We start from the raw sequence: 23,498 nt of genomic DNA on the forward strand, positions 1-23,498 counted from the left end.
GGATCACTCAGCCGCACAGTTGTTGGGACCCAGTTCCAGTTCGGCCAGCTCGTCGGGTGGAACCGATTCCCGTCCCACGTTCGTCCGCTTGACGCGCTGGAAGTTCGGCGGATGATCCGGGATGTCCGAGGCGAGTTCCTCGACGAACGCCTCGCGGCTGCGACCGAGATCCTCGTTCCGTTCTCTCACCTCGGCGAGCGTCGCCATCACCGGTGGTTCGGGCGAGCCGGGGTCGTGTGCCGGCAGGACCAGCGCGTCGTCCGGCCGGTCGAGCAACCGCTGAAGACTCTCGTAGAGCGTCGCAGCGTTCCGTTCGACGTTCGAGTCCTCGATACCCGCTTCGACGCCGAGTTCGACGCGTCCCACGCTCTCGTGGAAGAGCGTGTCACCCGTAATCAGCGCCGCGCCACCGATGTCGAACGAGACGCTGCCCTCGCTGTGGCCCGGGGTGTGAACGACCTCGATACCGAGGTTCCCGATCGTCACGCTCTGGCCGTCCTCAAGCGGCGTTACGTCGAGATCGAACGCGTCCTTCGGGTGAAGATAGTAGGGAATACCGTGTCGGTCCGCGAGCTCCGCGGCCCCGGAGACGTGGTCGGCGTGGGCGTGCGTGTCGAAAACGCCGACGAGGTCGGCGTCGTACTCGTCGAGAATCGCCTCGTACTCGCCGAAGTACTGCGACGGATCGAAGACGGCGGCGTCACCGTCCGAGACGAGTACGTGTGAGAGACAGCCTTTCCCGGGACGCGCGACTTGGACGAGCGTGCCGTCGATGTCGGCCGGTACTACCGCGTGCCGGTGGACGCGACTCCAACCGTTCATCCCGTCTGTGAGCGTTGCCGCGTCGTAGTCCAGTTCTCGCAGCACTTCGGTCGCCGTCTCCGAGACGACTCCTGCGGCACAGACGGTGACTATCCGGTTCCCATCAGGAAGGTCCGAAAGGGCCACTTTGGCCTGTTCGGGGTTGTCAGTTAGTTCATCGTAGACATCGACGTTGCGACTCTCCGGGATGTGCCACTCCTCGAAGTCCTCCTGATGACGAATATCGAGAACGAGCGGGCTACTATCGCCATCTCGCAACCGTTCGCTGAGTTCGTTCGGCGTGATCTCCCGCATCGGTATGCCCGAATAGAGGGCGGGTTCGGATATCGGTGGTGCCGGACATGACCGGCACCGTTAATGACGCCAATCACGAGGGCGTCCGTATGGGTCTGTATGAGGCCTCGATTCGGGTCGAACACGAGTGTCCATACCGAGAGATCTCCGAACGATTCCCGGACCTGACCATCCGCGAGTGGCCGCTGACCGACTGTCAGGTTCTCGAAATCACTTCGGAGGCGACGCCGACCGAGGAGTTGCTCGAGGAGATCGCTCAGATCGGAACCGTTCTGCACGAATCAGCGGACGACGACGGGTATCACGTCGTCACGCAGTCGTGTCTCTGTTCACTGGAAGAGTCGATCATCGACCGGTTCGAGAAACACAATTGCCTGTATCAGTCACCGACGATATACCGGCAGGGCTGGGAGCATTACACGGTGGTCGCGTTCGACGGTGAGGACGTTCGGGAGTTGCTCGGTGATCTGCGAGCCGACAGGGAGATCGAACTCCTCTCGAAAACCTCGATTTCGGGGACGCAGATCCCGCACAGCATACTGGCTCCGGCGAATCAACTGTTCGAGAACCTCACCGACCGGCAGTTGGCAGCACTCCAGTTAGCGCTGGAGCGCGGCTATTACGAACAGCCACGGAAGACCTCGTTGCGGGAACTGGCCGACCGGACGGCCGTCGCTCGTTCGACCTACGAAGAGCATCTTCGGAAGGCGGAAAACAAACTCCTCACGAACGCAGGGCAGTTCTTACGGCTGGTCACTGCGACCTCGACGGCTGATCCGTTACAAGTCGAAAAGCCACGGCAGGCAGAACAGACTGCGGACTGATACGGATTATTGTAGTCAACTGCCGGTCATCGCCGACCCCGTCTCTGGCGACGACCGGTAAGTAGTTACGATAATCCGTATGAACTGTTGGGGACTCATAGAGACTGTGCCGTTGACTACCCGGTGGAGCACGAACAGTAATTCGCTGACAGGCTGTTTTACAGTAGCGTTTGCAACTGATTGCACATCCGATCACACGCCGTCGTGCGATCGAGTGAGCGAAGACTTGCAAACGCTACTGTAGATTTCGGACACGAAGTCGTTCAGCACAGGCACTGCTATACCGCGAGCGAACGGGCCACGGAGGCTCCGAAGGGGCCGACGCCGCGCTTTCGGGCGAGCGTTTGTCATACTGTCGGCTATAACTACGTGAAGATGTTCCACACCCCTGGGTGTCGAACTCCGTCACGCGATTATAGCCGACAGTATCAGGAAGCGAGCAGGCGGGACCGAAGGTCCCGCTGGCAGTCGGGTGCTCCCCGGCGACGAAGCGAGCGACCGCAACAAAAGGTCGGAACTCGATACGGCTATCACCGCTCCAGTCGTGGGAAGCGCCTGAAGGGACCAGTAGCCGGGTTGATATTCCGGAGTCGGAATTGGACCCCGGTTGGACGACAACTACAGCGCTTTCCGGTGTCCCCTCTGTTTTAGTGTTCCCTGACAAATTGGGACGTATGAACGTAACGCACAGGATCCTCGTTCCGTTCGAACTACCGGATGCTAACGAGGTCCCCCCGGTGTTGGTCGACACGCTTGCGACGATGGAGGTGGTCTTGCTCGGCCACTACGGACTGCCGGAGCAGACCCCGCCCTCTGCCGCCCGCGACCAGTTCGAGGACGATGCACGAGCGGAACTCGACGACATCGCCCGACGATTCGAGGAGACCGGAGTCTCGCTGACCACTCGGCTCGTGTTCGGGAAAGCCCGCGAGAAGACGATCAATCGCGTCGCACTCGAAGAGGACTGCGACGTGATCCTGACGCCCGGCGACGCCGACGCAGTCACACGGGTGCTCGTGCCACTCCGTGGTGAGGCGAACTTCGACCGTATCCTCTCGTTCGTCGGGGAGTTACTGACCGCGACTGGAGCATCCGTCACGCTGTTTCACACGGGTGAGGAGTCCGACAGGCTCCCGGGCGAGGAGATCCTCGCGGACGCGACCGACCGGCTCGTCGAGGCGGGTGTCGACCCCGACCGCATCAGCCGGCAACTGTCGGCCGAGGACGACATCGAACGGAGTATCGTCGACCTCGGAGACACGTTCGACCTACTCGTACTGGGCGAGACGGAGCCGTCGCTCCGCGACCGGATCTTCGGGAGTCGCCCGGCACAGGTGACCGCCGGCACGGACGATCCGGCCTTCGTCGTTCGAAACGTCGAACAACCGTAATCCGTCAATGGATGCCGTGGAACCAGTCTCACTCCGGGATTCGGAAGCAGCCACCCCACTCGGGTGATGCGGAGGTAGCCACCGGATGACGAACGATCTCGAACGCGACCTCGGCCTGTACGCGACGATCACAATCAGTATGGGCGCGATGATCGGCAGCGGCATCTTCGTACTGCCGGCGCTCGGGTTGAAGAAGGCCGGGCCGGCAGTGATCCTCGCGTACGTTCTGGCGGGGCTGGTCGTGCTGCCGGCGGCGCTGTCGAAAGCCGAGATGGCGACGGCGATGCCCGAGTCCGGCGGCACGTACCTCTACATCGACCGGGCGATGGGCCCGCTGGCCGGCACGGTCGCGGGAATCGGTGCGTGGTTCTCGCTGGTGTTCAAGAGCTCGTTCGCGCTGGTCGGGCTCGGCGCGTACCTGCTCCTTCTGGTTCCGCTGTCGGGCGGGTTAGTGAAGGCCGTCGCGCTGGGGCTGGCCACCCTGATCGTCGTGCTCAACATCGTCGGCACCGAACAGAGCGGCAAGGCACAGTCGATCATCGTCACCGCGGTCGTGGTGGCGCTGGCGGCGTACGTGCTCAACTCCGGGGTCGCGATCGAACCCGCCAGATTCGACGGATTCGCGGCGAAAGGTGCCGGCGGCATCGTCACCGCGGCCGCGTTCGTGTTCGTCTCGTATGCGGGCGTGACCAAAATCGCCAGTGTCGCCGAGGAAGTTGAGAACCCCGACCGAAACCTGCCGCTTGGAATGCTCGGGTCGATGGGCATTATGATGCTCATCTACACCCTGGTGGTCGGGGCCGTCGTCGGACTGAACGATCCGAAGGTGCTGTCGACGAGCGGGCCGGGTGGGGGTCCATCGCTGACCCCGATGGCCGACGGCGCCGGCCAACTCATCGGCGGTTTCGGTGTCGTCGCCATCGCGCTGGTCGCGATTCTAGCGCTCACTAGTATGGCCAACGCCGGCGTGCTCGCGTCCTCGCGGTTCCCGCTTGCGATGAGCCGGGACTCGCTGGCGCCCCGTCGGCTCGCGCGGGTCAGCGAGCGGTTCCAGACCCCTCGGAACGCGATTCTGCTAACTGGCGGCCTCTTGATTGCATTAATCGCGTTCGTCCCGGTCGTCGAGTTGGCGAAGTTAGCCAGCGCGTTCCAGATCTTGGTGTTCTCCTTCGAGAACGTCGCGCTCGTCGCGTTCCGCGCCAGCGGCGTGGAGTCCTATCAACCGTCGTTCCGGACTCCCGGGTACCCGTACGTCCAGGTCGTCGGATTACTTGGCGGGCTGGCGCTACTCACACAGATGGGGACGCTCCCGATTCTCGGCGCGGCCGGCATCATCGTCGGCGGGGTCGCGTGGTACCTCGTCTACGGTCGGAGCCGGACGGATCGCGAGGGCGCGTTGGGAGCCATCATCGACCGACGACGTGAGGAGGAGTCGGTGACCTCCGACTGAACCGATGCCTGTACCATCGCTCCGACACGACCGGCTAAGATCCGAGCACAGCCCGGTGCCGACACCGTGCGGCGACGACCATATCGGGATGGTTTAACAATCCGAGGGTCACTTTCGTACGTATGGACAAGTGGCAGCGGCGCAGTATCTACTATTCGGTCCTGTTGATCGGCTCGATGCTCGTGTTTGCGGTGCTGTATCAGAACGGGATGCGGATCTACGAGGGGGATCCCAGGACGTTCCTCCACTCGCTACAAGTCGTCGTCGAGACGTTCACCACGACCGGGTTCGGCTCGGACTCCCCGTGGATCAGCCCCCAGATGAACGTGCTCGTGATCGTCATGGACCTCTTCGGGACGCTGCTCATCTTCATGGCCTTTCCCGTCATCGCGTTCCCCCTGCTCGAGGACATTCTCTCGACGACTGTCCCCAAAACAGTCGACAGTGATCTCGAAGACCACGTGGTGATCTGTACGTACACGCCCCGTGCTGACGTGCTCATCGACGAACTGGACTCCTGGGACGTCGACTACGTCATCGTGGAACCGGATCACGAACGGGCGACCGAACTGTACGAGGACGACTACCGTGTCATCCGGGCGGACCCGGAGTCGACGTCGGGGCTCGAAAGGGCGAATCTCGCCGCCGCGAGGGCGCTCGTCGCCGACGTGTCGGATCAGGTCGACGCCAGCATCGTGCTCACCGCCCAGGAGATCGCCGAGGACGTTCTGACGCTCAGCGTCGTCGAAAAGCCCGACCGGGCACCGTACCACCGCCTCGCCGGCGCCGATAAGGTGCTCTCCCCGCGTCCACTACTCGGCCAGAGTCTCGCCTCGAAGGTGACAACGTCGGTCACGAGCGAACTGGAGGAGGTGGTGGAGATCGACGACGACTTCGAGATCGCCGAGTTTCCGATCCACCGCGGGAGTCAGCTCGTCGGGAAGACGCTCGCGGAGAGTGGGATCCGCGAACAGGCCGGGGTGAACGTTATCGGGGCCTGGTTCCGTGGCGAGTTCAAGACGCCACCCGATCCCGACGCGACGCTGACCAACGGCACGGTACTGTTAGCAACCGGTCGCAAAGCCCAGCTCGAACAGCTCAAGGACCTCACACGGTCGGGGATGCGACGACTGGATCACGGGAACACGATTGTCGTCGGATACGGGGAGGTTGGTCGGACCGTCACTGACGCGCTCGCCGATGCCGGAGCGCAGTACACGGTCGTCGACCGGACCGATCTGGAGGGCGTCGACGTGGTCGGGGACGCGAGCGAGCCCGAGACGCTTCGAGAGGCCGGTATCGACGAGGCCAGTGCCGTTATTCTGGCACTTCCCGACGACACGACAGCCGAGTTCACGGCCCTCGTGGCGCGGGACTCGAGTGCGGACGTGGAGATCATCGCCCGGGTCGAGGAGTCACGGAGCATCCCGAAGATGTATCAGGCTGGTGCGGACTACGTACTGGCACTCGCGACCGTTACCGGTCGAATGCTGGCGTCGCAGATACTGGAAGAGGAAGACGTGCTCTCGCTGGACCAGCACGTGGAGGTCGTCCGCACACACGCATCCGAGCTCGTCGGAAAGACGCTCGGAGAGGCACGCGTGCGGTCGGAATCCGGCTGTACCGTCGTCGGGATCGAGCGTGACGGAACGGTCGTCTCCGACATCGGTCCGGAGATCCGAATCGAAGACGAAGACGAGCTCATTATCGCCGGGACCGACGACGGGGTCCAACGGTTCACCGAGCTTTACACCTGAGGGACGAACTCGGAGCCCACTCGTCACTGCTCGATGGGTGCCCGATCACGGGCATCCGGTTCGAGCAGTTCTCGCCCGCGAACGACCGCGACGTTGCCGGGGGCGTCCCGGCTGACCCGCCGGGCGGTCGATCCGAACTCGATCCGTTCTGCGTCGCTCCGTTCGGAGAGGCCGACACACACCGTGTCGTACCCCGTGACCGTCTCGATGATCGCCGTGGAGAGATTCTCACTGACGACGACCTCCGGCTCGTACTCGTCGGGATCGAGATTCGCCCGATTCGCAACCCACTCGATCATCCGTCGTCCTTCCTTGACCGGGTCGGCATCGTCGGTCGGGCGCTGGACGGTGAGGAGGGTCGCAGTCTCCCCGTCGACCGTCGCGAAGTCGACCGCCCGCTGAGCGACCGTCGCGGCGTGCGGCCCGGCGTCGACCAGCGCTACCGACTCCCCGATCGTCTCCTGCTCGAACTCGACGAGCGCCACGTCACACGGCGCCCGCTCGATCACGGGATCGAGCGTCGACCCGAACACCTCGCTGTCGCCGTCCGTCACGCCCTGCCATCCGAGAACTACCTGCTCGGCGTCCGTCTCTCTGATCACGTCGAGAATCACCTCGCCGGGGTCGTCGGCGATGGCAGAGCGGGTGTCGAGGTCGATCCCGATGTCGGTCGCGACGCCGCGGGCGACCGTCAGGAGGTCCCGCCGTTCGTCCAGTCGATCCGACTCGACGTTCCGGTCAGGCGAGCGACGCGCTTCGGTGACGTGGACCGCCACCAGCTCCGGCTCGCCATCGTCGGCGTGGGCCCGGGCTGTCGCCGCGGCCAGGCGGAGTAATCGCCGCTGTGTCGTCGGGTTCGCGACCGGAACGACCACGCGATACGACTGTGCGCCGGCCGTCGCGTCGGACGGCCCCGGCTGACCGAACAGCCCCCCCACCGTCTCGAACGCGATCCCCCCCGGTTCGAACGCGGTGGCCACCGCCTCGCCCAGCAACCCCTCATCGACGGTCCGACTGCGGGCGTACCCGCCGTACCAGACGCCGCCGAGCCCGACGATCCCGGTCCCGACCACGATCACCGCGGGCTGCATCTGGGAGATGACCACGCCAGCCATCACGACACCGAGGACGGGGACTACCGGATACAGTACCCCCGGCATCTCGAACTCCGGGTCGTACGGTTCCGGATCGACCCGCCGGAACACGACGAGTGCGACGTGAACGAGCGCGTACGTGACGAGGAAGCTGAAGCTCGCAACCTGTGCCAGCAGCGCGACGATCTCGGCGACCTGCAATCCGGCGAGGACGAGGAGCCCGGTCACGCCACCGGTCGCGATGATCGCGCGGTGGGGCGTCGCAAACCGGTCGTGAGTGACGTTCAGCCGGTCGCTCATCAGGCCGTCCCGACCCATCGCGTAGATCACCCGCGACGCCGCGAGGATCGAGGAGTTCGAACTGGAGATGGCGGCGACCGCGGCCGCGACGGTGACCGCGGCAACGCCGATCGCACCCCCCATCGTGATGGCGGCGACATCCGACACCGGGACGAGCGACCCTCCCAGTTGCTGGTAGGGAACCACGCCCGTCGAGACGAGCATGATCACGACGTACAGGAGTGTGACAGACACCACCGACACCACCATCGTCAGCGGGATCAACCGCCCTGGATCCTCGATCTCGCCGGCCACCGTGGCGATGATCTCGAACCCGAGGTACGTGACGAACACCGTCCCGGTCGTGGCGACGATGCCGGTCGGCCCGGTCGGAGCGAACTCCGCGAGGTTCCCCGGTTCGACGAAGAACACGCCGACTGCGACGTACGCGAGGACGACGACGAGTTCGGCACCGATCATCAGGTTCTGCGCGCCGCTGGATTCGTCGGTCCCGTAGTAGTTGAGCCCCGTAATCGCCGCGAGCCCGACCAGCCCGATCAGGACGATGAGTGCCCGCCCGTCCAGAAACGGCAGCGGGACGACGATGTACTGGCCGAAGCCGATCATGTAGAACGCGCTGGCGAACATCAGCCCGGTCCACATCCCCCACCCGACGATGCTGCCGAACAGGCCGCCAAGCGCGCGGTTGACGTAGTGGTAGCTGCCGCCGGCGATCGGCATCCCGGTCGCCAGTTCCGCCAGCGACAGCGCCGCCAACAACGCGACGAAGCCGGCGATCCCGAAGGAAATCGAGCTGGCCGGCCCAGCCCCCTCTGCGGCCAGCCCAGGAAGAATGAAGATGCCGGCCCCGATCATCGTCCCGCCGCCGAGCGTCATCGCTTCGGTGAACCCGAGATTCCGCTCGAGGGAACTCCCGTCAGTCACAGGTTCATGCCCTTCGCGGACGGCGGGACGCGTCGGTTCACAGGGTGCTCGCCCGGGACGGAAGTTTTGGCCACAGTTGGTAGTCCAACCGTCGGGTGGGAGGCATATAAGTCGCGTGGCGCTACGTCTTGCGGACGACGAACGCCGGGCGGTCGACCTCGTCGGCGATGCGGGTCGAGACCCGACCGAGGATGCGGTCGGTCAGCGACGGCTCCGTCTCCCCGACGACGAGGAGGTCGAACTCGTGAGCCGACTCGACGATCGCAGTCCCCGGGTCGTCGGTCGTCGCGAGTCGCGTGTCGATCCGGTCACGGTCGATACCGGCTTCGACAAGCCGATCGGCCGCATCGTCCAGCAGCGACTGCCCGTACGCTTGCTCGGCCGCGGTCGTGGCGTGAAACAGCGTCGCGGTCGCCTCATCACGCCGGAGGAGATCCGCCACGAGTGAGAGGATACGGTCGAGGTTGTCGTCGCCCCGAAGCGGGACGAACACGCGTTCGGTGGCGGTGTGGCTCCCGGGCAGCAGGATCGCATCACAGTCGTACTCTTCGGCGGCGCGGTCAACTGTCTCGTCACGGTCGTGTGTGAACACGACGCGTTGGGTCGCGTCGCGGTCGATCGTCGCGGCGAGTTCCGCCAGTCGCCGTTGGGCATCGTCCTCGTGGTCCGCTTTGAGTTGTGCCGGCGGTGCCTGATCCGGGACCGGATAGTACCCGAGCAAAACGAGGGTTACTGCATCGGAGATGGTTAGTAGGTCCGTCGCCGGGCGCTCGTCGTTCGAGACGTCGACCGGCACGAGAATCGTCGAGCCACCGCTCAGAGGCATACACTAAGGCTACTGTCCGCACGCTTATATCTGTGGCTGCCCTTTACCGGCGAGGACGAGCGGGTCGGGTAACTGAAATCTGGACCGACTATGCTTCGCGGTAAAACTTCCGCGAGTGATGGGTTCGTTGGAGGGGAGGCCGGCGGGATGCAGAGGGCACCACACGCTCCGTCTGATCGAATCAGGCTCTCCGGTTCTCGGGGTGCGACGTGCTACATACGCGCTGTGTATTCCGCAAGCCAGTTTCCGATCTTCCGGTACATGCTGTACTGCTTCCTTCTCGCATTTCACCGGGCTCAAGGGATTCGTCGTCCGTGACCGGAGGTTTCGGCGGTAGCGGTCGATGTTCCGTGCGCGGCGTTATTTTTCCTCGTTAGAGGCATTATCGTAAGCGGATTCCGCAACCCGATTCGAGCCGCGTTCGCGTCTGAGCCCTCGAAACGCAGCATTTGAGCTCCGGTTCGAGCAGCACTCGACGGTCTTGAGGCTAGGTCGGCGACGTCGATCGCCGCACGCGTGAGGCGACACCGGTTTTCGGTAGTCGCCTCGTCGATCGGCAACTCGCCGCGCTGACCGGGATCGGTATGACTCATCGGTCTCCCTCCCGGTCGTCGACGGGCTCGACGCGACACGTAGTCGAATTCCCATCACGAGCCCATTTTTCAGGGCGAAGGCCGGCGCGTTCGGCGGCGGCCTCGAGGGCTCGACCGACTCGACACGCGTTCGTATTGAGGTGGCTCGCTCAGGTCGCTGTTATGTAAATAGATGACCGAACCGTCCCCAAGTCGATCGAGAAGCAGCGCGGCGATATCGTCCCGCAGCTTGTCATACTGTTGGCTATAACTACGTGAAGATTTTTGACACCCCGGGGTGTCGAAATCCGTCACGGGACGATAGCCGACAGTATCAGGAGTGTAGACCGAGTCCGTGGCTGAACTCACGCCGACCACCCCTTTCCTTCGACCCGACCGAGCGACTGCGTCGACCCGCACCGCGAGAGCTTTCCAAATCCCCTGAGCGACTGCGGGTGAGATAATAAAGCTCGAAGCGAGACGGGAACGAGAGCGACGGAGCAGCCGTTCTATGCTCCTGAGTCGACGGCGAAAATCGATATGGACTCGCTGGGATTCTCGTGAGCGCAGCGAACGAGAAGTCAGCGAGAGAACGACTCGAACGTAGTGAGAGAAGTGGACTCGCTGGGATTTGAACCCAGGGCCTCTTCCTTGCGAAGGAAGCGATCTACCGCTGATCTACGAGCCCTCGTAGGGTTCGACGACCGTGATCGGTTTGTAGCTTCTGTTTTCCGCTCGGCCGCAGAACGAACCCGCCGTGGAAGGCGGGACGCCTTAGCGCCGTGCGTCGGTCCGCCTCGGCCTAATCCTCGAGGACGATTTCGATGCTGACGTCGTTGGGCACCTGGATCCGCATCAGCTGCCGGAGCGCGCGTTCGTCGGCGTCGATGTCGATGAGCCGCTTGTGGACGCGCATCTCCCAGTGCTCCCACGTGGCGGTGCCCTCGCCGTCGGGGGACTTCCGCGCGGGCACTTCCAGCGTCTTCGTCGGAAGCGGGATCGGGCCGCTGAGGCTGACCCCCGTCTTCGATGCGATCTCGCGGACGTCGTCGCAGATGTCGTCGAGGTCCTCGGGGCTGGTCCCGGCGAGACGGACACGTGCCTGCTGCATCTATCGCTCGTCGACCTCGAGGACCTTCCCGGCCGCGATGGTCTGGCCCATATCCCGGACGGCGAAGGAGCCGAGCTCGGGAATCTCGCCGGACGGCTCGATGCTGAGCGGCTTCTGTGGTCGCACGGTGACGACCGCGGCGTCGCCGGACTGGATGAAGTCCGGATCCTCCTCGGCGACCTCGCCGGAGGCGGGATCGAGTTTCTGGTCAATGGACTCGATCGTACACGCGACCTGGGCCGTGTGGGCGTGGAAGACCGGCGTGTACCCCGCGGTGATGACCGAGGGGTGCTGCATCACGACGACCTGCGCCGTGAACGTCTCGGCGACGGACGGCGGGTCGTCGGCGGGGCCACAGACGTCGCCGCGGCGGATGTCGTCCTTGCCGATGCCGCGGACGTTGAACCCGACGTTGTCGCCGGGGCCGGCCTGCGGGACCTCCTCGTGGTGCATCTCGACGGTCTTGACCTCGCCGCCGACGTCCGACGGCTGGAAGGAGACGTCGTCGCCGGGGCTCATCGTCCCCGTCTCGATGCGGCCGACCGGGACCGTCCCGATGCCGGAGATGGTGTAGACGTCCTGGATCGGAAGCCGGAGCGGCGCGTCCGTCGGCGGCTCCGGCTCCGGCAGGTTGTTGAGCGACTCCAGCAGGGTGTCGCCGTCGTACCAGGGAGTGTTGTCCGAACTCTCGGAGACGTTGTCGCCCTCGAACGCGGAGATGGGGACGTACGTCGCGTCGTCGGAGTTGAACTGGACCTGCTTCAGCAGCTTGTTGACCTCGTCTTTGACCTGCTTGTAGGAGTCCTCGCTGTAGTCGACGAGGTCCATCTTGTTGATGCCGATGATGAGTTCGTTGATGCCCAGCGTGCGGGCCAGGAAGACGTGCTCGCGGGTCTGCGGGGCGACGCCGTCGTCGGCGGCGACGACGAGCACCGCGTTGTCGGCCTGCGAGGCGCCCGTGATCATGTTCTTCACGAAGTCGCGGTGGCCCGGACAGTCGACGATGGTGAAGTAGTACTCGTCGGTGTCGAACTCCTGGTGGGCGATGTCGATGGTGACGCCCCGCTCGCGCTCCTCGGCGAGGTTGTCCATAACGTAGGCGAACTCGAAGCCGCCCTTGCCCTTCTCCTCGGCCTCCTCTTTGTGCTGCTCGATTACGTGCTCGGGTACGGAGCCTGTCTCGTACAGGAGCCGCCCGACCAGCGTGCTCTTCCCGTGGTCGACGTGGCCGATGATGGCCAGGTTCTGGTGCGGTTTGTCACTCATAGGTGTGTCACGCGCTAAGGCGCTGTGTACCGCTATATTTTGCCAGAAAGACCTAAAACCATTTCGATACGTAGACGGCTGAAACGCCGGAGTATCGCGGTTTGTGGGAGCACGTGTCACAGGTAGGTGACGCGCGTCGACCCGCCCCGTTTTGCCCTTGCCCCTCGATCACGGCCGCTACCCGCCGGCTACCCCAGCCGTCCGACGTCGCCCAGTACCGCCGACGCGGTCGGCTCCCCGCCGGCACCGCGGCCGCTGAGGTTCAACTGGCCCGCGTAGTCGGTCTCTAACTGTACGATGTTCCGGGTGCCGGTCACCGCCAGCGCGGCGTTTCCCGGGACCAGCCGCGGTCCGACCCGGATCCCCTCGCGGGTCGCCTCCCCGACCAGCCGGACGGTCCGGCCGTCCTCGGCGGCGAGCTCCAAGGCGCTCCCGGGGACGTTGGTGATCCCCTCGACGTCGGCGTCCGAAAGCGTGAACTCCCGGTCGCCCGCCGCCAGCACGTTCGCGAGGATGACGCATTTCAGCGCGGCGTCGGTCCCCTCGACGTCGAAGGTGGGGTCCGCCTCCGCGACACCGAGGTCCTGGGCCTCCGCGAGGACGTGTTCGTAGTCGATCCCCTCGGCGGCCATCCGCGAGAGAATGAAGTTGGCCGTGCCGTTGAGCACGCCCCGCGCGGCGGTGACACGCGAGGGGCCGAGGTCCTCCACCGTCGAGACGATCGGGATCGCCCCGCCGACGGCGGCCTCGAACCGGACCTCGCCCTCGCTGTCGTGTTCCAGTTCCCGCACGTCGGCGTACCGCTCGGCCACCGGCCCCTTGTTCGCGAGCACGACGTGGCGGTCCCGCTCGAGTGCAGTCCGGAGGTGCGAAAACCCCGGCTCGGCGTCGCCGAGCGTCGTCGGCGTCGCCTCCACCAGGACGTCGTAGTCGGCGTGCAGGACGTCCTCGGGGTCGTCGTCGCCGACGTGGCCCTCCGCGGCCTTCCGGTCGACGGCGGCGTCGGCGTCGATCCCGCCGGCGTCGACGACCGCCGAGGCCGAGTCGGCGAAGGCGACGACCGTGTGGCCGTACGCCGCGGCGAGGTCGACTACTGCCCCGCCGACCGCGCCCGCACCGAGGACCGCGAGCCGCTTCCCGGCGGTCATACCCCACCTCCGGCGAGCGGTTCGATCACGTGCAACTCCTTCTCGGCGGCCAGCTCCCGCACGGTCGTCAGGGCCTCCGTTCCGCCTCCGGCCCGGGTCGCGAGCCGGAGCCGGGCGCTCGCGGACTCGCCGCGGCCCGCGGGGGCGTTCACCGAGACGTCCGCGACCGACGCCGACGGACACGCCTCCACCCGCTGGAGGGTGTCCGAGAGGTCCGAGTCGACGATGTCGCCGACGAGCACCACCACGAGTTCTTCGGCGTACTGTTCGGCCCCCGCCTGTACTACGTTGACGCCGGCGTCCCGCAGCGCGGCGACGATCGTCTCGAAGCGGTCCGGGGTGGCCTCGATGTCGACCTCCACGGGGATCCGCCCCCGGGGGGTGACGTTCCCCCGCTCGTGGAAGATCGACAGTAAATTGCCGCCGTTCTCGGAGATGGGTTCGAGCGCAGCCAGCAGCTCCCCCGGCTCGTCCGCGAGTTCGAGCCGGATCGTGTGGGGCTGTGGGGCGCCGTCGTGGCCCGTGCCCTCCTCGGCCGCCCGCGATCCCTCCCGGTCGGCGTCGGAGCCGAGCGTGGAGGTCACCGTCGGACCCCTCCCGACGGCGTCCCACGGACCGGTGTCGGCCGCGACACGGGGGGGCTGCGGTCCGGTCTCGCGTCGACGGCTCGCGGTCGTGGGGTCGTACCCGTACGCATACCCCTACCTCAACTCCCCGACCGATATAAGCCTTCGTCGGCGACACACGTTGCCGGCGTCGGAACGGGACTATTTAATCAAGAATACGATCGCCAGGAGCGGGACAAAGACCCCGGAAGCCCCCGCGCTCTCGACTCGATGGGCTCGCCGTGCTCCTCGTCGCTCACCTCGTCACCGGCGGCTCGCCGCCGGTTTCCGGCGAGACCTCCGGTCTCGCCCGGTTCGCTCCTTCGGTGCTTGCGTCGTCTCGGTTGGCGAGAGCGCGGCCCCTTCCAGTCCCGGCCGACGGCGGCTTTCCCGTCGGGAGTCGCTCAACGACACACGGACTGGTGTGTGCGGACGGAAGCCGGCCGGGCGACTACCCGATCAAAACCCGAAAACGAAACCCGACGTAGGTGGGCCGACTGCGGGCCGACGTGGTCGACCGCCTCAGAACTGGTCGACCGACGCCGGGAGTTCGAGCTTCATTCCCTTCCGCTCGCGGATCTCCATGATCTTCTCGCGCTGGAGGTTGTCGGCGAGCACGCGGAACCCGGCGTTCTCGGTGTTCCACGACGCGCGACCCTCGGTGGCCGACCGGATGTCCGAGGAGAACCCGATCATCTCCTCGACGGGGGCGATCCCCTCGATGACCATCAGATCGCCCTCCTGGAACATGTCGTCGACGCGGCCACGACGCCCCTGGATCTCGCCGGAGGCCGACCCCATGTGTGCCGAGGGGACGTCGATGCGGACGTCCTGGATCGGCTCCAACAGTTTGATGTCGGCGTCGATCAGCGCGCGGTGGACCGCATCCCGAACCGCGGGGATGACCTGTGCGGGGCCGCGGTGGATGGTGTCCTCGTGGAGCTTCGCGTCGTGGAGCCGCAGCAGCGAGCCCTGGACCGGCTCGTTGGCGAGCGGGCCGTCGTCGAGCGCCTCCTCCAGGCCCTCGATGACGAGTTCCATCGTCTCGTTGAGGTGCTGGATCCCCTTCGTGTCGTCGATGAGGACGTTGGTGCCGTGGATGTGTTCGACCTCCTGGGAGGTGTCCTTGTCCATCCCGGCCTCCTGCAGCGCCTCGCGGCGTTCCAACTCGGGCATGTCCATCGAGACCTCGCCGCGCTTGATCGCGTCGACGATGTCGTCGGCGAGCGGCTCGACGGTGATGTAGAACTTGTTGTGGCGGTTCGGCGAAACGCCCTCGACCTCGCGGGACGAGGACTGCGGCGCCTCGCGGAACACCACGATCGGTTCACCCGTCTGGACCGGGATCCCCTGGTTCTTCTCGATGCGCTGGGTGATGACCTCGAGGTGGAGCTCGCCTTGTCCGCTGATCAGGTGCTCGCCGGTGTCCTCGTTGATCTCCACCCGGATGGTCGGGTCCTCCTTTGCGACCTGCTGGAGCGTCTCGATGAGCTTCGGCAGGTCGTCCATGCTCTCGGCCTCCACGGATTTCGTGATGACCGGCTCGGAGATGTGCTCGATCGACTCGAACGGCGTCATCTCCACGGAGGAGACCGTCGAGCCCGCGATCGCGTCACGCAAGCCTGTCACCGCCGCGATGTTGCCGGCGGGGACCCCGCGGTCGAGCTCCTCCCGCTCGCCGCCCATGAAGATTCCGACCGACTGGACGCGGTTTTTCCCTACTGTCCCGGAGACGTACAGCTCCTGGCCCTGCTTGATGGTCCCGCTGAACAGCCGGCCGGTGGCGATCTCGCCGGCGTGGGGGTCCATCGAGATGTCGGTCACCATGAAGACCACCTCGCCGTCGTCGTCGACCTCCTCCATCTGGCGGGCGAGGTCGGAGTCGGCGTCGCCACGCCAGACCCGCGGGATCCGCCGCGGCTGGGCGTCCAGCGGGTTCGGGAAGTGCTCGGCGACCATATCGAGCACGACGTCCGACAGCGGCGTCTGCTCGTGGAGCTCCAGCCGCTGGTCGTTGCGCTCCATCTCGATGATCTCCGGGAACCCGATCCCGGTGCGCTGCATCGACGGCGCGGAGACGCCCCACTTGTACAGCGCCGACCCGAACGCCACGGTGCCGTCCTGGACGGAGACGGTCCAGTCGTCGATGTCGTCGCGGTTCTCGGTCATCCCGCGGATCAGCTCGTTGACGTCGGCGATGACGCTCTGGAGCCGCTCCTGCATCTCCTGGGGCCCCTCCTGGAGCTCCGAGATGAGACGGTCGACCTTGTTGATGAACAGCGCGGGCTTGACGCCCTCCCGCAGCGCCTGCCGGACGACCGTCTCGGTCTGCGGCATCGCGCCCTCGACGGCGTCGACGACGACGAGTGCGCCGTCGACCGCGCGCATCGCCCGCGTCACGTCGCCGCCGAAGTCGACGTGGCCGGGCGTGTCGATCAGGTTGATCAGGTGATTCTCGTCTTGGTACTCGTGGGTCATCGACACGTTCGCCGCGTCGATGGTGATCCCACGCTCCTGTTCGTCCTCCTCTGTGTCCATCATCAGCCGGGTCGCCTCGCCCTCGTCGGCGATCATCCCCGCCCCGGCGAGAAGGTTGTCGGTCAGCGTGGTCTTCCCGTGGTCGACGTGAGCCGCGATGGCGATGTTCCGGATCTGCTCCGGATCCTCCATCAGCTGCTCGCACTCTTGTACGATCTTCTTTCGTCGGCCCATTATACCCACCTGTACCGGCAGGAGGGTCAAAAGGGTAGTGCTTTGCCGACGGCGAAATCGACGGATACGGCGGGTTCTGACGGAGTATGCCCCGGTCTCACACGGCCGGCGCCGGGCTCGCCCGAACGCCACCCTCGCCGGCCCCTAATCGAACCCGCTGATCAGGGTGACCACCCACTGTGCCGGATCGCCCCGCCGCCGGACCTCGATCCGGGTGACCCACTTCACCCACTGGAACCCCCGCCGCCCGGGCGCGACGAGCCGCGCCGGCGCGCCGTGGCCGTGACTCAGCCGCGCGTCGCCGACGTGGGTCGCGAGCAGCGCGTCGCGTGCCTCCGCGATCGGCAGCGACCACCGGTAGCCCGTAACCGACACGAACCGGACGTATCGGGCGTCCGCGTCGGCGCCGGCCGATTCCAGCAGGTCGCCGACCCGGAGCCCCCCCCACCGCTGGACGGTGTACCACCCGCTGGTACAGTCCAAAAGCGCCTCGCGTTCGGCGTCGGGATCGACCTCGTCGTAGCCGAACTCCAGGTCCGTGTCGACCGCGCCGGCCACTTCCAGGGTCCACGCCCCGCGGTCGACCGGCTCGGGGTCGTCGGCGACCCACGAGGTCACCGGGAACGCGCCGTTGCCCTCGCCCTCACGTGGCTGCGAGCCGGTGAACCGCCGGTCGGCGCCCGGAGTGTCGAGCACCCGGTTTGTGAGTTCCTGCGTCCGGTAGACCACCGCCCCGGAGAGCAACAACCCCGCGTACTTCAGGGTGGTCCGCCGCCGGTCGAAGTCCTCGCGGCGGGGCAGCCGGAACCGGGTCGAGAGGTGCGCCACCACGAGCGGAAGCAGGACGAGTCCGAACCCGACGTGGACGCTCAGGAGCGTCCAGTACGAGAGCCTGATGTCGAGCCCGAACACCCACACAACGGCCGTTGCGAGCGCGCCGATTGCCGCGACCGCGGTCAGCACCGACAGCCCGGTCGACCGCCGCCACAGCCGCCGGTCGGTCACCCGGTGTCGCACCCGGGCGAGTTTGAAGCCCAGAAGCGCGACGAAGGTCAGCCCCGCGATCCGGTGGGCCCAAAACAGCGGCCACCACGACGCCGACCCGACGGTGAACGAGACCAGCCCGGTGACGACCTCGAAGCCGACGATTGCAAACAGCGACCAGTCGACGAGTCGCGGCGGCGGCTCGACGGCGTCGCGGACGCGTCCGAGGAGGGCCGCCGGGCGCCGGTCCATAGCCGATTGCAGGGGCTACTCGGCAAGAAGTGTTTGGGCGGGAACTGGGCGGCTACCCCCGCGAGCGACGGCGGGGGGTTGCCCGGCGCAGGGCGGTCAGGTGACGGTCACGCGACGTTGAAACCCTTGTCGCGGAGGAAGTCCTCGACGCGACCGGTGTGGTTCCCCTGGAGCTCGATGGCGCCGTCCTCGACGGTGCCGCCGCAGGCGAACTTCGATTTGAGGTCCGAGGAGAGGCTGTCCATATCCACGTCCTTGGGATCGAACCCTTCGATGACCGTTACCTCCTTTCCGTAGCGGCGCTCGTCGATGCGGATGGTGATCTCCTGGGACTCTTTGGCGACGTCCTCGCAGACGCAGAGCTCCTCAGGGAGTCCGCACGTCGAGCAGACTTCCGACATTACAGCCCGAAAGTACAGGATGGGGATATTAAACAGTATCGGGAGCCCGAACGGTCGCCCGGGGTGATCGTCCAGCTCCGGGTTCGCTACCGGAACCGGCGGCGGATCGGCGTCGCGGACCGCACCAGCCGGTCGACCGTCGCCACCGCCTCGTCGGCCTCCGCGGCACTGACGCCGTGGCCGTACTCCGCCCGTTCGTACAGCTCCACCACCTGCTCCACGTCGTCCCCGCCGAACATCCCGGTTGCGACCGACTCGACGTAGCCCCGCGGCGTCTCCCCGGAGCGACGGGGTCGGTACCGGCGTTCGAGCAGGACCGCAAGCCGTCGGTACGCGCGGACCGCGTCGGTGTCGGGGTCGCGCCGTCGCTGGAACTGCGCGGCGAGCAGCCCCGCGGTCCGCTCGACGGTGCCGGTCCGGTACGCGCCCGCTGTAACGCCCAGCAGGGCGGCGACGCCGACGAGTAGCGTCCGCGTCGACGGCAGCGACGGCAGCGACGGGCCGCCGTCACTCCCGCTGCCGGGGCCGGGGCCGCCGCCCTGTCTGGACTCCTCGGTCCCCGTGGTGTTCGGGTTTTCGTTGCTGGAGACGTTCACGCCGACCGGCGTCACGCCCTCGCTGACGTCGATCTCGCCGGGGTTGCCCCCCTGGATCGACGGCGTCGTTTCCGATCCGTTGGTGCCCGCGACGTCGACGTCCGTGGCGCCACCCTGTCGCGCTTCCGTCAGCCGGGCGGTCTCGGCGGTCTCACGCGGCCCCGACGGCGTCGGATCGAACCGGATCCACCCCACGTCGGGGAAGTACACCTCCACCCACGCGTGGGAGTCGAGCCCGCGGACCACCCGCTCGTCGTCGCCGACTGCCTCCCCCGGCGTGTAGCCGGTGGCGAACCGCGCGGGCACCCCTTGCGAGCGGAGCATCACCACCATCGTCGTGGCGTAGTAGGTGCAGTAGCCCGCCTCCCGCTCGAAGAGGAAGGTGTCCGCGACGTCGCCGGAGGGCGCCGGCACGCTCAGGGAGTACTGCTTTTCGCTCTCCAGGTACCGCTCGATCGCGACTGCCTTGTCGTACGGCGTCTCGGCGTCGCCGGCGACCTCCGCGGAAAGTTCGCGCACCCGATCGGTCGTGCTCCCCGGGAGCTGGAGGTAGGCGTCGGTCACCCGCTCGGGGTAGTCGGTGCCCGCCCGGCGGAGGTCCCCGGGGTCGGCTGTCGGGACGCGGCTCCGAACCCCGTAGGTCTCGCCCGGCCGGAGCGAGCGGCCGGGACGGAGGTTACCCTGCGGGGTCACCGACGCGTCGGTCGCCACGTCCCCGCTGACCTCGACGGGCTTCCACGCCGCCGGGAGAACGGAGATGGTGTCCTCGGCGGTGACGAGCTGCCGGAGCGCCCGCGTCTCGCCCGGCGGTCCCGCGAGCTGCCCCTCGTACGCGCTGGCTTCGCCGGTCCGGACCCATCCGTCGCCGGTGTATCTGTCGTACGACGCGGTCTGCCAGTAGGACGCCCGCTCGCTTTCGACCCTGAACCGGACCGACGGCGACAGCCGGATGCTCCCGACGACCTCGACGCTGTCGTCGGCCTCGACCAGGCTGGCCTCGGCGGTCGGGGAGTCGCGGTCGGGCAGCACCGGCGACGTCGCTGCGCCCGGAACCACCGACAGCGTCGCCGCAGCGACGATCATCGCCGCTACCACCACGGTCACGACGTCGACCTGCCGCAGTCCGGTCCCGTGCCGTTCGGCGGTCGATGCCGCGCCGGAGAGGGCCGCGCCGACCACGCCCACGAGCGTCACGGCCCCGTCGGCGTCGCCCGTGAGCACGACGAGCGCCAGGGCGGCGCCGCCGGCCGCCGCCGCGAGGCCGTAGCGCCGCCGGACCGCGAGGTACCACGAGAGGAACACCGGGGCGGGCACGATGGCGGTCGCCCACGTCCCCGCGCCGACCAGCCGGAGGATCGACAGCCCCGTCAGGAGCGCGATGGTGTCGTTGATGATCCGGTCGGGGGTCAGAAGCTGGAGCTGGCTCGCAGGCAGCGTCAGGAGGTAGCCCGCAAAGCCCGCCGCCACGAGCAGGGCGGTCACCCCGACCGCGACTCGCACGCCGACGACCCGGCCGACGACGACGGCGAGCCCGAGCGCCACCGCGACCGCGGCGGCGAACCGGACGCTCCCGCCGACCACGTCGGTCACGCGCCACAGCACGCTCACGTACGCCCAAGTCAACGCCGCGAGCCCGACGACTGCGAGCGCGCGGCTCCCGTCAATCCGACCGACCGTTCCAAGCGACCGTGTGTCCCCCGACGGTCCCGCACGCTGACGCCCTCGCGAACTCACTCGACACCCCTCCGTTCGGGTCCGCTCGCGCTTCCCCCCGATCCGTCGGAAGCGACACCGCGGTCCGTCGCCGCGCTCCCCGCGACCGCGTCGGCGGGGTCATCGGGCCCGCTTCCCGCTTGCTCCGGCGGGGCGTCGACGTACTCGGTGACTTCCCGGAGCGAGACGGCGTCGCCGACCCGCCCCTCGAAGCGGTGCTCGCGGCCGTCGAACCTGATCGACACGGCCTCGCCGTCCGCGACAACGCGGACGTCGGCCTCGGCGGCCGGCACCCGTCCGCCCGCCGCGACCGCGAGGTGACGCAGCGCCGGCCGGATCCGCCCCGGCGACGCGTCGACGGTGCCCGAGGGCGTGGTGAGCGTCACCGACGCCCCGCCGCGGACGAGGGCGACCGACACCGTCGCGGCCGCCGCCGCCATCCTGTCGGCCGGGGTGTCGCCGGTGCCGTCGTCACCGACCTGTCCCGCCCCCTCGTCGACGCCGATTGCGACCGTCACCCGCTCGGGGTCGGCCCTGTCGGTGAACTCCTGGACCATCAGCTCGTCGTGACGCGCCGACGACTTCCAGTGGATGTCGCGGAGCGAATCCCCCCGGACGTACTCCCGGAGGTCGTCGAACTCGTCGCGCTGCGTCGTCGCCCGGGACTGGTAGGCCGCCTGCAGTTCCGCGCCGAGCGTCCCCGGGAGGGTTCCCACGCGGGGGAAGGTCACGAGCGTGTCGCGGCGGTCGATCACCGTGGACCGTTCGAGCAGGCCGAGCACGTCGGTCGCGACGACGGTCGCGGGGCCGACGACGTGTTCCCCGCGTCGCTGCGGGACGATCCCGTACGTCACCGGGTCGCCGTCGACCGCGGCGTCGACGACCGTCTCGTCGCCGCCTGCGCCGCGCCCTCGTGGGGGGGTCTCGGGGTCGACCCCCTCCGGTAGCCGGTCCCGGACCGTGACCGGGTACGTCCGGTCGCCGTCGAGTTCGAGGGTGACGGTCCCGCTCGACCCGGCGACGTCCGCCGGGGGGAGCGTCCGATCCACATCGACCTGCGGGGCTCCTCGGAGCTGTATCGCGGCGGCGACGAGCGCGACCAAGCCGGGCAGGACGACCGCGTCGAGGGCGCGTGCACCGAACACCGCGCCGGCGGCGACGGCGGCGACGATCACGCCGACGACCGCGTATCCGCGTCGTGTGGGCCGCATCTCACTCGACGGCGACCTCCTCGAGGGCGCGTTCGACGATCGCCGTCCCGTCGACGTCCGTGTCGGTCCGCACCCGGTGGCCCCACACCGTCGGCGCCTCCGTCTGGACGTCGTCGGGGATGACGTAATCCCGACCCTCGAACACCGCCCGGACCTGCGAGGTCCGGACCAGCGCGATCGCGCCCCGCGGGCTGACCCCGAGCCGTGCGTGATCGCGCGTGTACCCCGCCAGCCGGGTGATGTACGACCGCACCGGTTCCCTGACGGTCACGCCGGCGACGGTCTCCCTGGCCCGGCGGACGTCCTCGACGGAGGCGACGGGATCGAGCGACTCGATCGGGTGTTTGCCGGTGAGACGGCCGAGCAGTTCGGTCTCCTCGGCCTCGTCGGGATAGCCCAGCCGGATCTTCTTGGTGAAGCGGTCGACCTCAGCAACCGGCAGTTCGTACGTGCGGCCCGGCTCGACGTCGTTCTGCGTCGCGATCACGATGAAGGGATCCGGGACCGGGTAGGTCTCGCCGTCGACGGTGACCTGCTGTTCGGACATCACCTCCAGGAGGGCGGCCTGCGTCTTCGGCGGCGCGCGGTTGATCTCGTCGCCGAGAACGACGTTCCCGAACACCGGCCCGGGCTGGAACTCGAACTCCCGGGTCTTCTCGTTGAACACGCTCACCCCGGTCACGTCAGAGGGCAGGAGATCGGGCGTGAACTGCACCCGGTTGAACGAGCAGTCCAACGAGGTCGCCACCGCCCGCGCGAGCATCGTCTTGCCGACGCCGGGAACGTCCTCGAGGAGGAGGTTCCCGCGCGCGAATAACGTCACGAGGATGTGTTCGATCGCGTCGGGCTGGCCGACGATGACGCGTTCGACGTTGTCGATGATCCGGGATGTCAGTTCCGCCGCCTCGTCGAGGTCGAGCGGGGTTGGCTCCTCTTCCCTCGGTTCGGTGTCCGGAACGGCGTCTGCGTCGGTCATGTGTTGAACGGCGTCGGTTGGACCGGCGGGGATAGTGTGGCTGTCATCGGTCCGTGGTATCGTACCACTATAACCCCCGCGTGTACGTAACTCTGCTGGGGACGTGTGCCGGGCGCTGGAGCCGGCCGGCCGTTCCCGAGGGCCCGACCCTGAGCCCCGCCCACCCCGGCCCAGCGCGTCGACCGCCCCCCCCCCGCGCTCGCCCCGACTCCCCCGCTGCTGGCTCCAGTTGGGTTTTTACGCCTCGGCCGCGGTCCCGTAGGTATGGA

Annotated in this window: 17 protein-coding genes and 1 tRNA gene; 4 read left to right on the forward strand and 14 right to left on the reverse strand. The window is 67.2% G+C overall.

The features are described from left to right. Positions 1-3: 3 nt before the first annotated feature. On the reverse strand, positions 4-1,116 hold the full coding sequence (locus tag H5V44_RS12415; protein WP_185193450.1) for an MBL fold metallo-hydrolase: 1,113 nt from the start codon (positions 1,114-1,116) through the stop codon (positions 4-6). 89 nt (positions 1,117-1,205) lie between these two features. Between H5V44_RS12415 and H5V44_RS12420 the strand changes: the two genes are divergently transcribed. The 4 genes from H5V44_RS12420 to H5V44_RS12435 all read left to right on the forward strand — a co-directional run bounded on the left by H5V44_RS12420 (position 1,206) and on the right by H5V44_RS12435 (position 6,538). Further along, a complete protein-coding gene (locus H5V44_RS12420) occupies positions 1,206-1,940 on the forward strand; it encodes a helix-turn-helix domain-containing protein (protein WP_185193451.1) in 735 nt (244 codons plus the stop codon). A gap of 674 nt (positions 1,941-2,614) precedes the next feature. Beyond that, positions 2,615-3,331 (forward strand): universal stress protein, encoded by a 717-nt coding sequence (locus H5V44_RS12425; RefSeq protein WP_185193452.1) that lies wholly within the window; start codon positions 2,615-2,617, stop codon positions 3,329-3,331. Positions 3,332-3,416: 85 nt separating this feature from the next. Beyond that, positions 3,417-4,781 carry an APC family permease gene (locus H5V44_RS12430; protein WP_185193453.1) on the forward strand — a complete coding sequence of 455 codons (1,365 nt, stop codon included), beginning with the start codon at positions 3,417-3,419 and terminating at the stop codon, positions 4,779-4,781. A gap of 122 nt (positions 4,782-4,903) precedes the next feature. Next, the gene (locus tag H5V44_RS12435) at positions 4,904-6,538 is read left to right on the forward strand and encodes a potassium channel family protein (RefSeq protein WP_185193454.1); all 1,635 of its coding nucleotides are present in this window, start codon (positions 4,904-4,906) and stop codon (positions 6,536-6,538) included. Between the two features lie 23 nt (positions 6,539-6,561). Here the strand turns inward: H5V44_RS12435 and H5V44_RS18010 are convergent, their stop codons facing one another. The 13 genes from H5V44_RS18010 to H5V44_RS12500 all read right to left on the reverse strand — a co-directional run bounded on the left by H5V44_RS18010 (position 6,562) and on the right by H5V44_RS12500 (position 23,229). Next, positions 6,562-8,808, reverse strand: a complete 2,247-nt coding sequence (locus tag H5V44_RS18010; protein ID WP_185193599.1) for an amino acid permease — start codon at positions 8,806-8,808, stop codon at positions 6,562-6,564. A 169-nt stretch (positions 8,809-8,977) separates the two neighbouring features. Continuing rightward, entirely contained in the window at positions 8,978-9,682 is a 705-nt protein-coding gene (locus H5V44_RS12445) for a universal stress protein (protein WP_185193455.1), read from the reverse strand. A 1,188-nt stretch (positions 9,683-10,870) separates the two neighbouring features. Beyond that, positions 10,871-10,942: transfer RNA gene (locus H5V44_RS12450), tRNA-Ala, on the reverse strand. Between the two features lie 114 nt (positions 10,943-11,056). Next, positions 11,057-11,365 carry a 30S ribosomal protein S10 gene (gene rpsJ / locus H5V44_RS12455; protein ID WP_185193456.1) on the reverse strand — a complete coding sequence of 103 codons (309 nt, stop codon included), beginning with the start codon at positions 11,363-11,365 and terminating at the stop codon, positions 11,057-11,059. Continuing rightward, positions 11,366-12,631: a translation elongation factor EF-1 subunit alpha gene (gene tuf, locus H5V44_RS12460; RefSeq protein WP_185193457.1), complete on the reverse strand. Its 1,266-nt coding sequence runs from the start codon at positions 12,629-12,631 to the stop codon at positions 11,366-11,368. 188 nt (positions 12,632-12,819) lie between these two features. Beyond that, positions 12,820-13,779, reverse strand: coding sequence for a homoserine dehydrogenase (locus tag H5V44_RS12465; RefSeq protein WP_185193458.1), 960 nt, complete (start codon positions 13,777-13,779; stop codon positions 12,820-12,822). Next, a complete protein-coding gene (locus tag H5V44_RS12470; RefSeq protein WP_185193459.1) occupies positions 13,776-14,363 on the reverse strand; it encodes an amino acid-binding protein in 588 nt (195 codons plus the stop codon). The genes H5V44_RS12465 and H5V44_RS12470 overlap by 4 nt, the downstream gene beginning before the upstream one ends. A 543-nt stretch (positions 14,364-14,906) precedes the next feature. Then, positions 14,907-17,096: an elongation factor EF-2 gene (locus tag H5V44_RS12475; RefSeq protein WP_185193460.1), complete on the reverse strand. Its 2,190-nt coding sequence runs from the start codon at positions 17,094-17,096 to the stop codon at positions 14,907-14,909. Positions 17,097-17,240: 144 nt separating this feature from the next. Continuing rightward, on the reverse strand, positions 17,241-18,332 hold the full coding sequence (locus tag H5V44_RS12480; protein ID WP_185193461.1) for a molybdopterin-dependent oxidoreductase: 1,092 nt from the start codon (positions 18,330-18,332) through the stop codon (positions 17,241-17,243). Between the two features lie 107 nt (positions 18,333-18,439). After that, complete coding sequence (gene yciH, locus H5V44_RS12485) at positions 18,440-18,733, reverse strand: stress response translation initiation inhibitor YciH (protein ID WP_089768705.1); 294 nt, start codon at positions 18,731-18,733, stop codon at positions 18,440-18,442. Positions 18,734-18,819: 86 nt separating this feature from the next. Beyond that, positions 18,820-21,063 (reverse strand): transglutaminase TgpA family protein, encoded by a 2,244-nt coding sequence (locus tag H5V44_RS12490; RefSeq protein WP_343067743.1) that lies wholly within the window; start codon positions 21,061-21,063, stop codon positions 18,820-18,822. Next, positions 21,060-22,253, reverse strand: coding sequence for a DUF58 domain-containing protein (locus H5V44_RS12495; RefSeq protein WP_185193462.1), 1,194 nt, complete (start codon positions 22,251-22,253; stop codon positions 21,060-21,062). The genes H5V44_RS12490 and H5V44_RS12495 overlap by 4 nt, the downstream gene beginning before the upstream one ends. 1 nt (position 22,254) lies before the next feature. Further along, the gene (locus tag H5V44_RS12500) at positions 22,255-23,229 is read right to left on the reverse strand and encodes an AAA family ATPase (protein WP_185193463.1); all 975 of its coding nucleotides are present in this window, start codon (positions 23,227-23,229) and stop codon (positions 22,255-22,257) included. Positions 23,230-23,498 lie beyond the last annotated feature (269 nt).

The organism is Halobellus ruber (assembly GCF_014212355.1).
In the GTDB taxonomy this organism is placed as follows: domain Archaea; phylum Halobacteriota; class Halobacteria; order Halobacteriales; family Haloferacaceae; genus Haloquadratum; species Haloquadratum rubrum.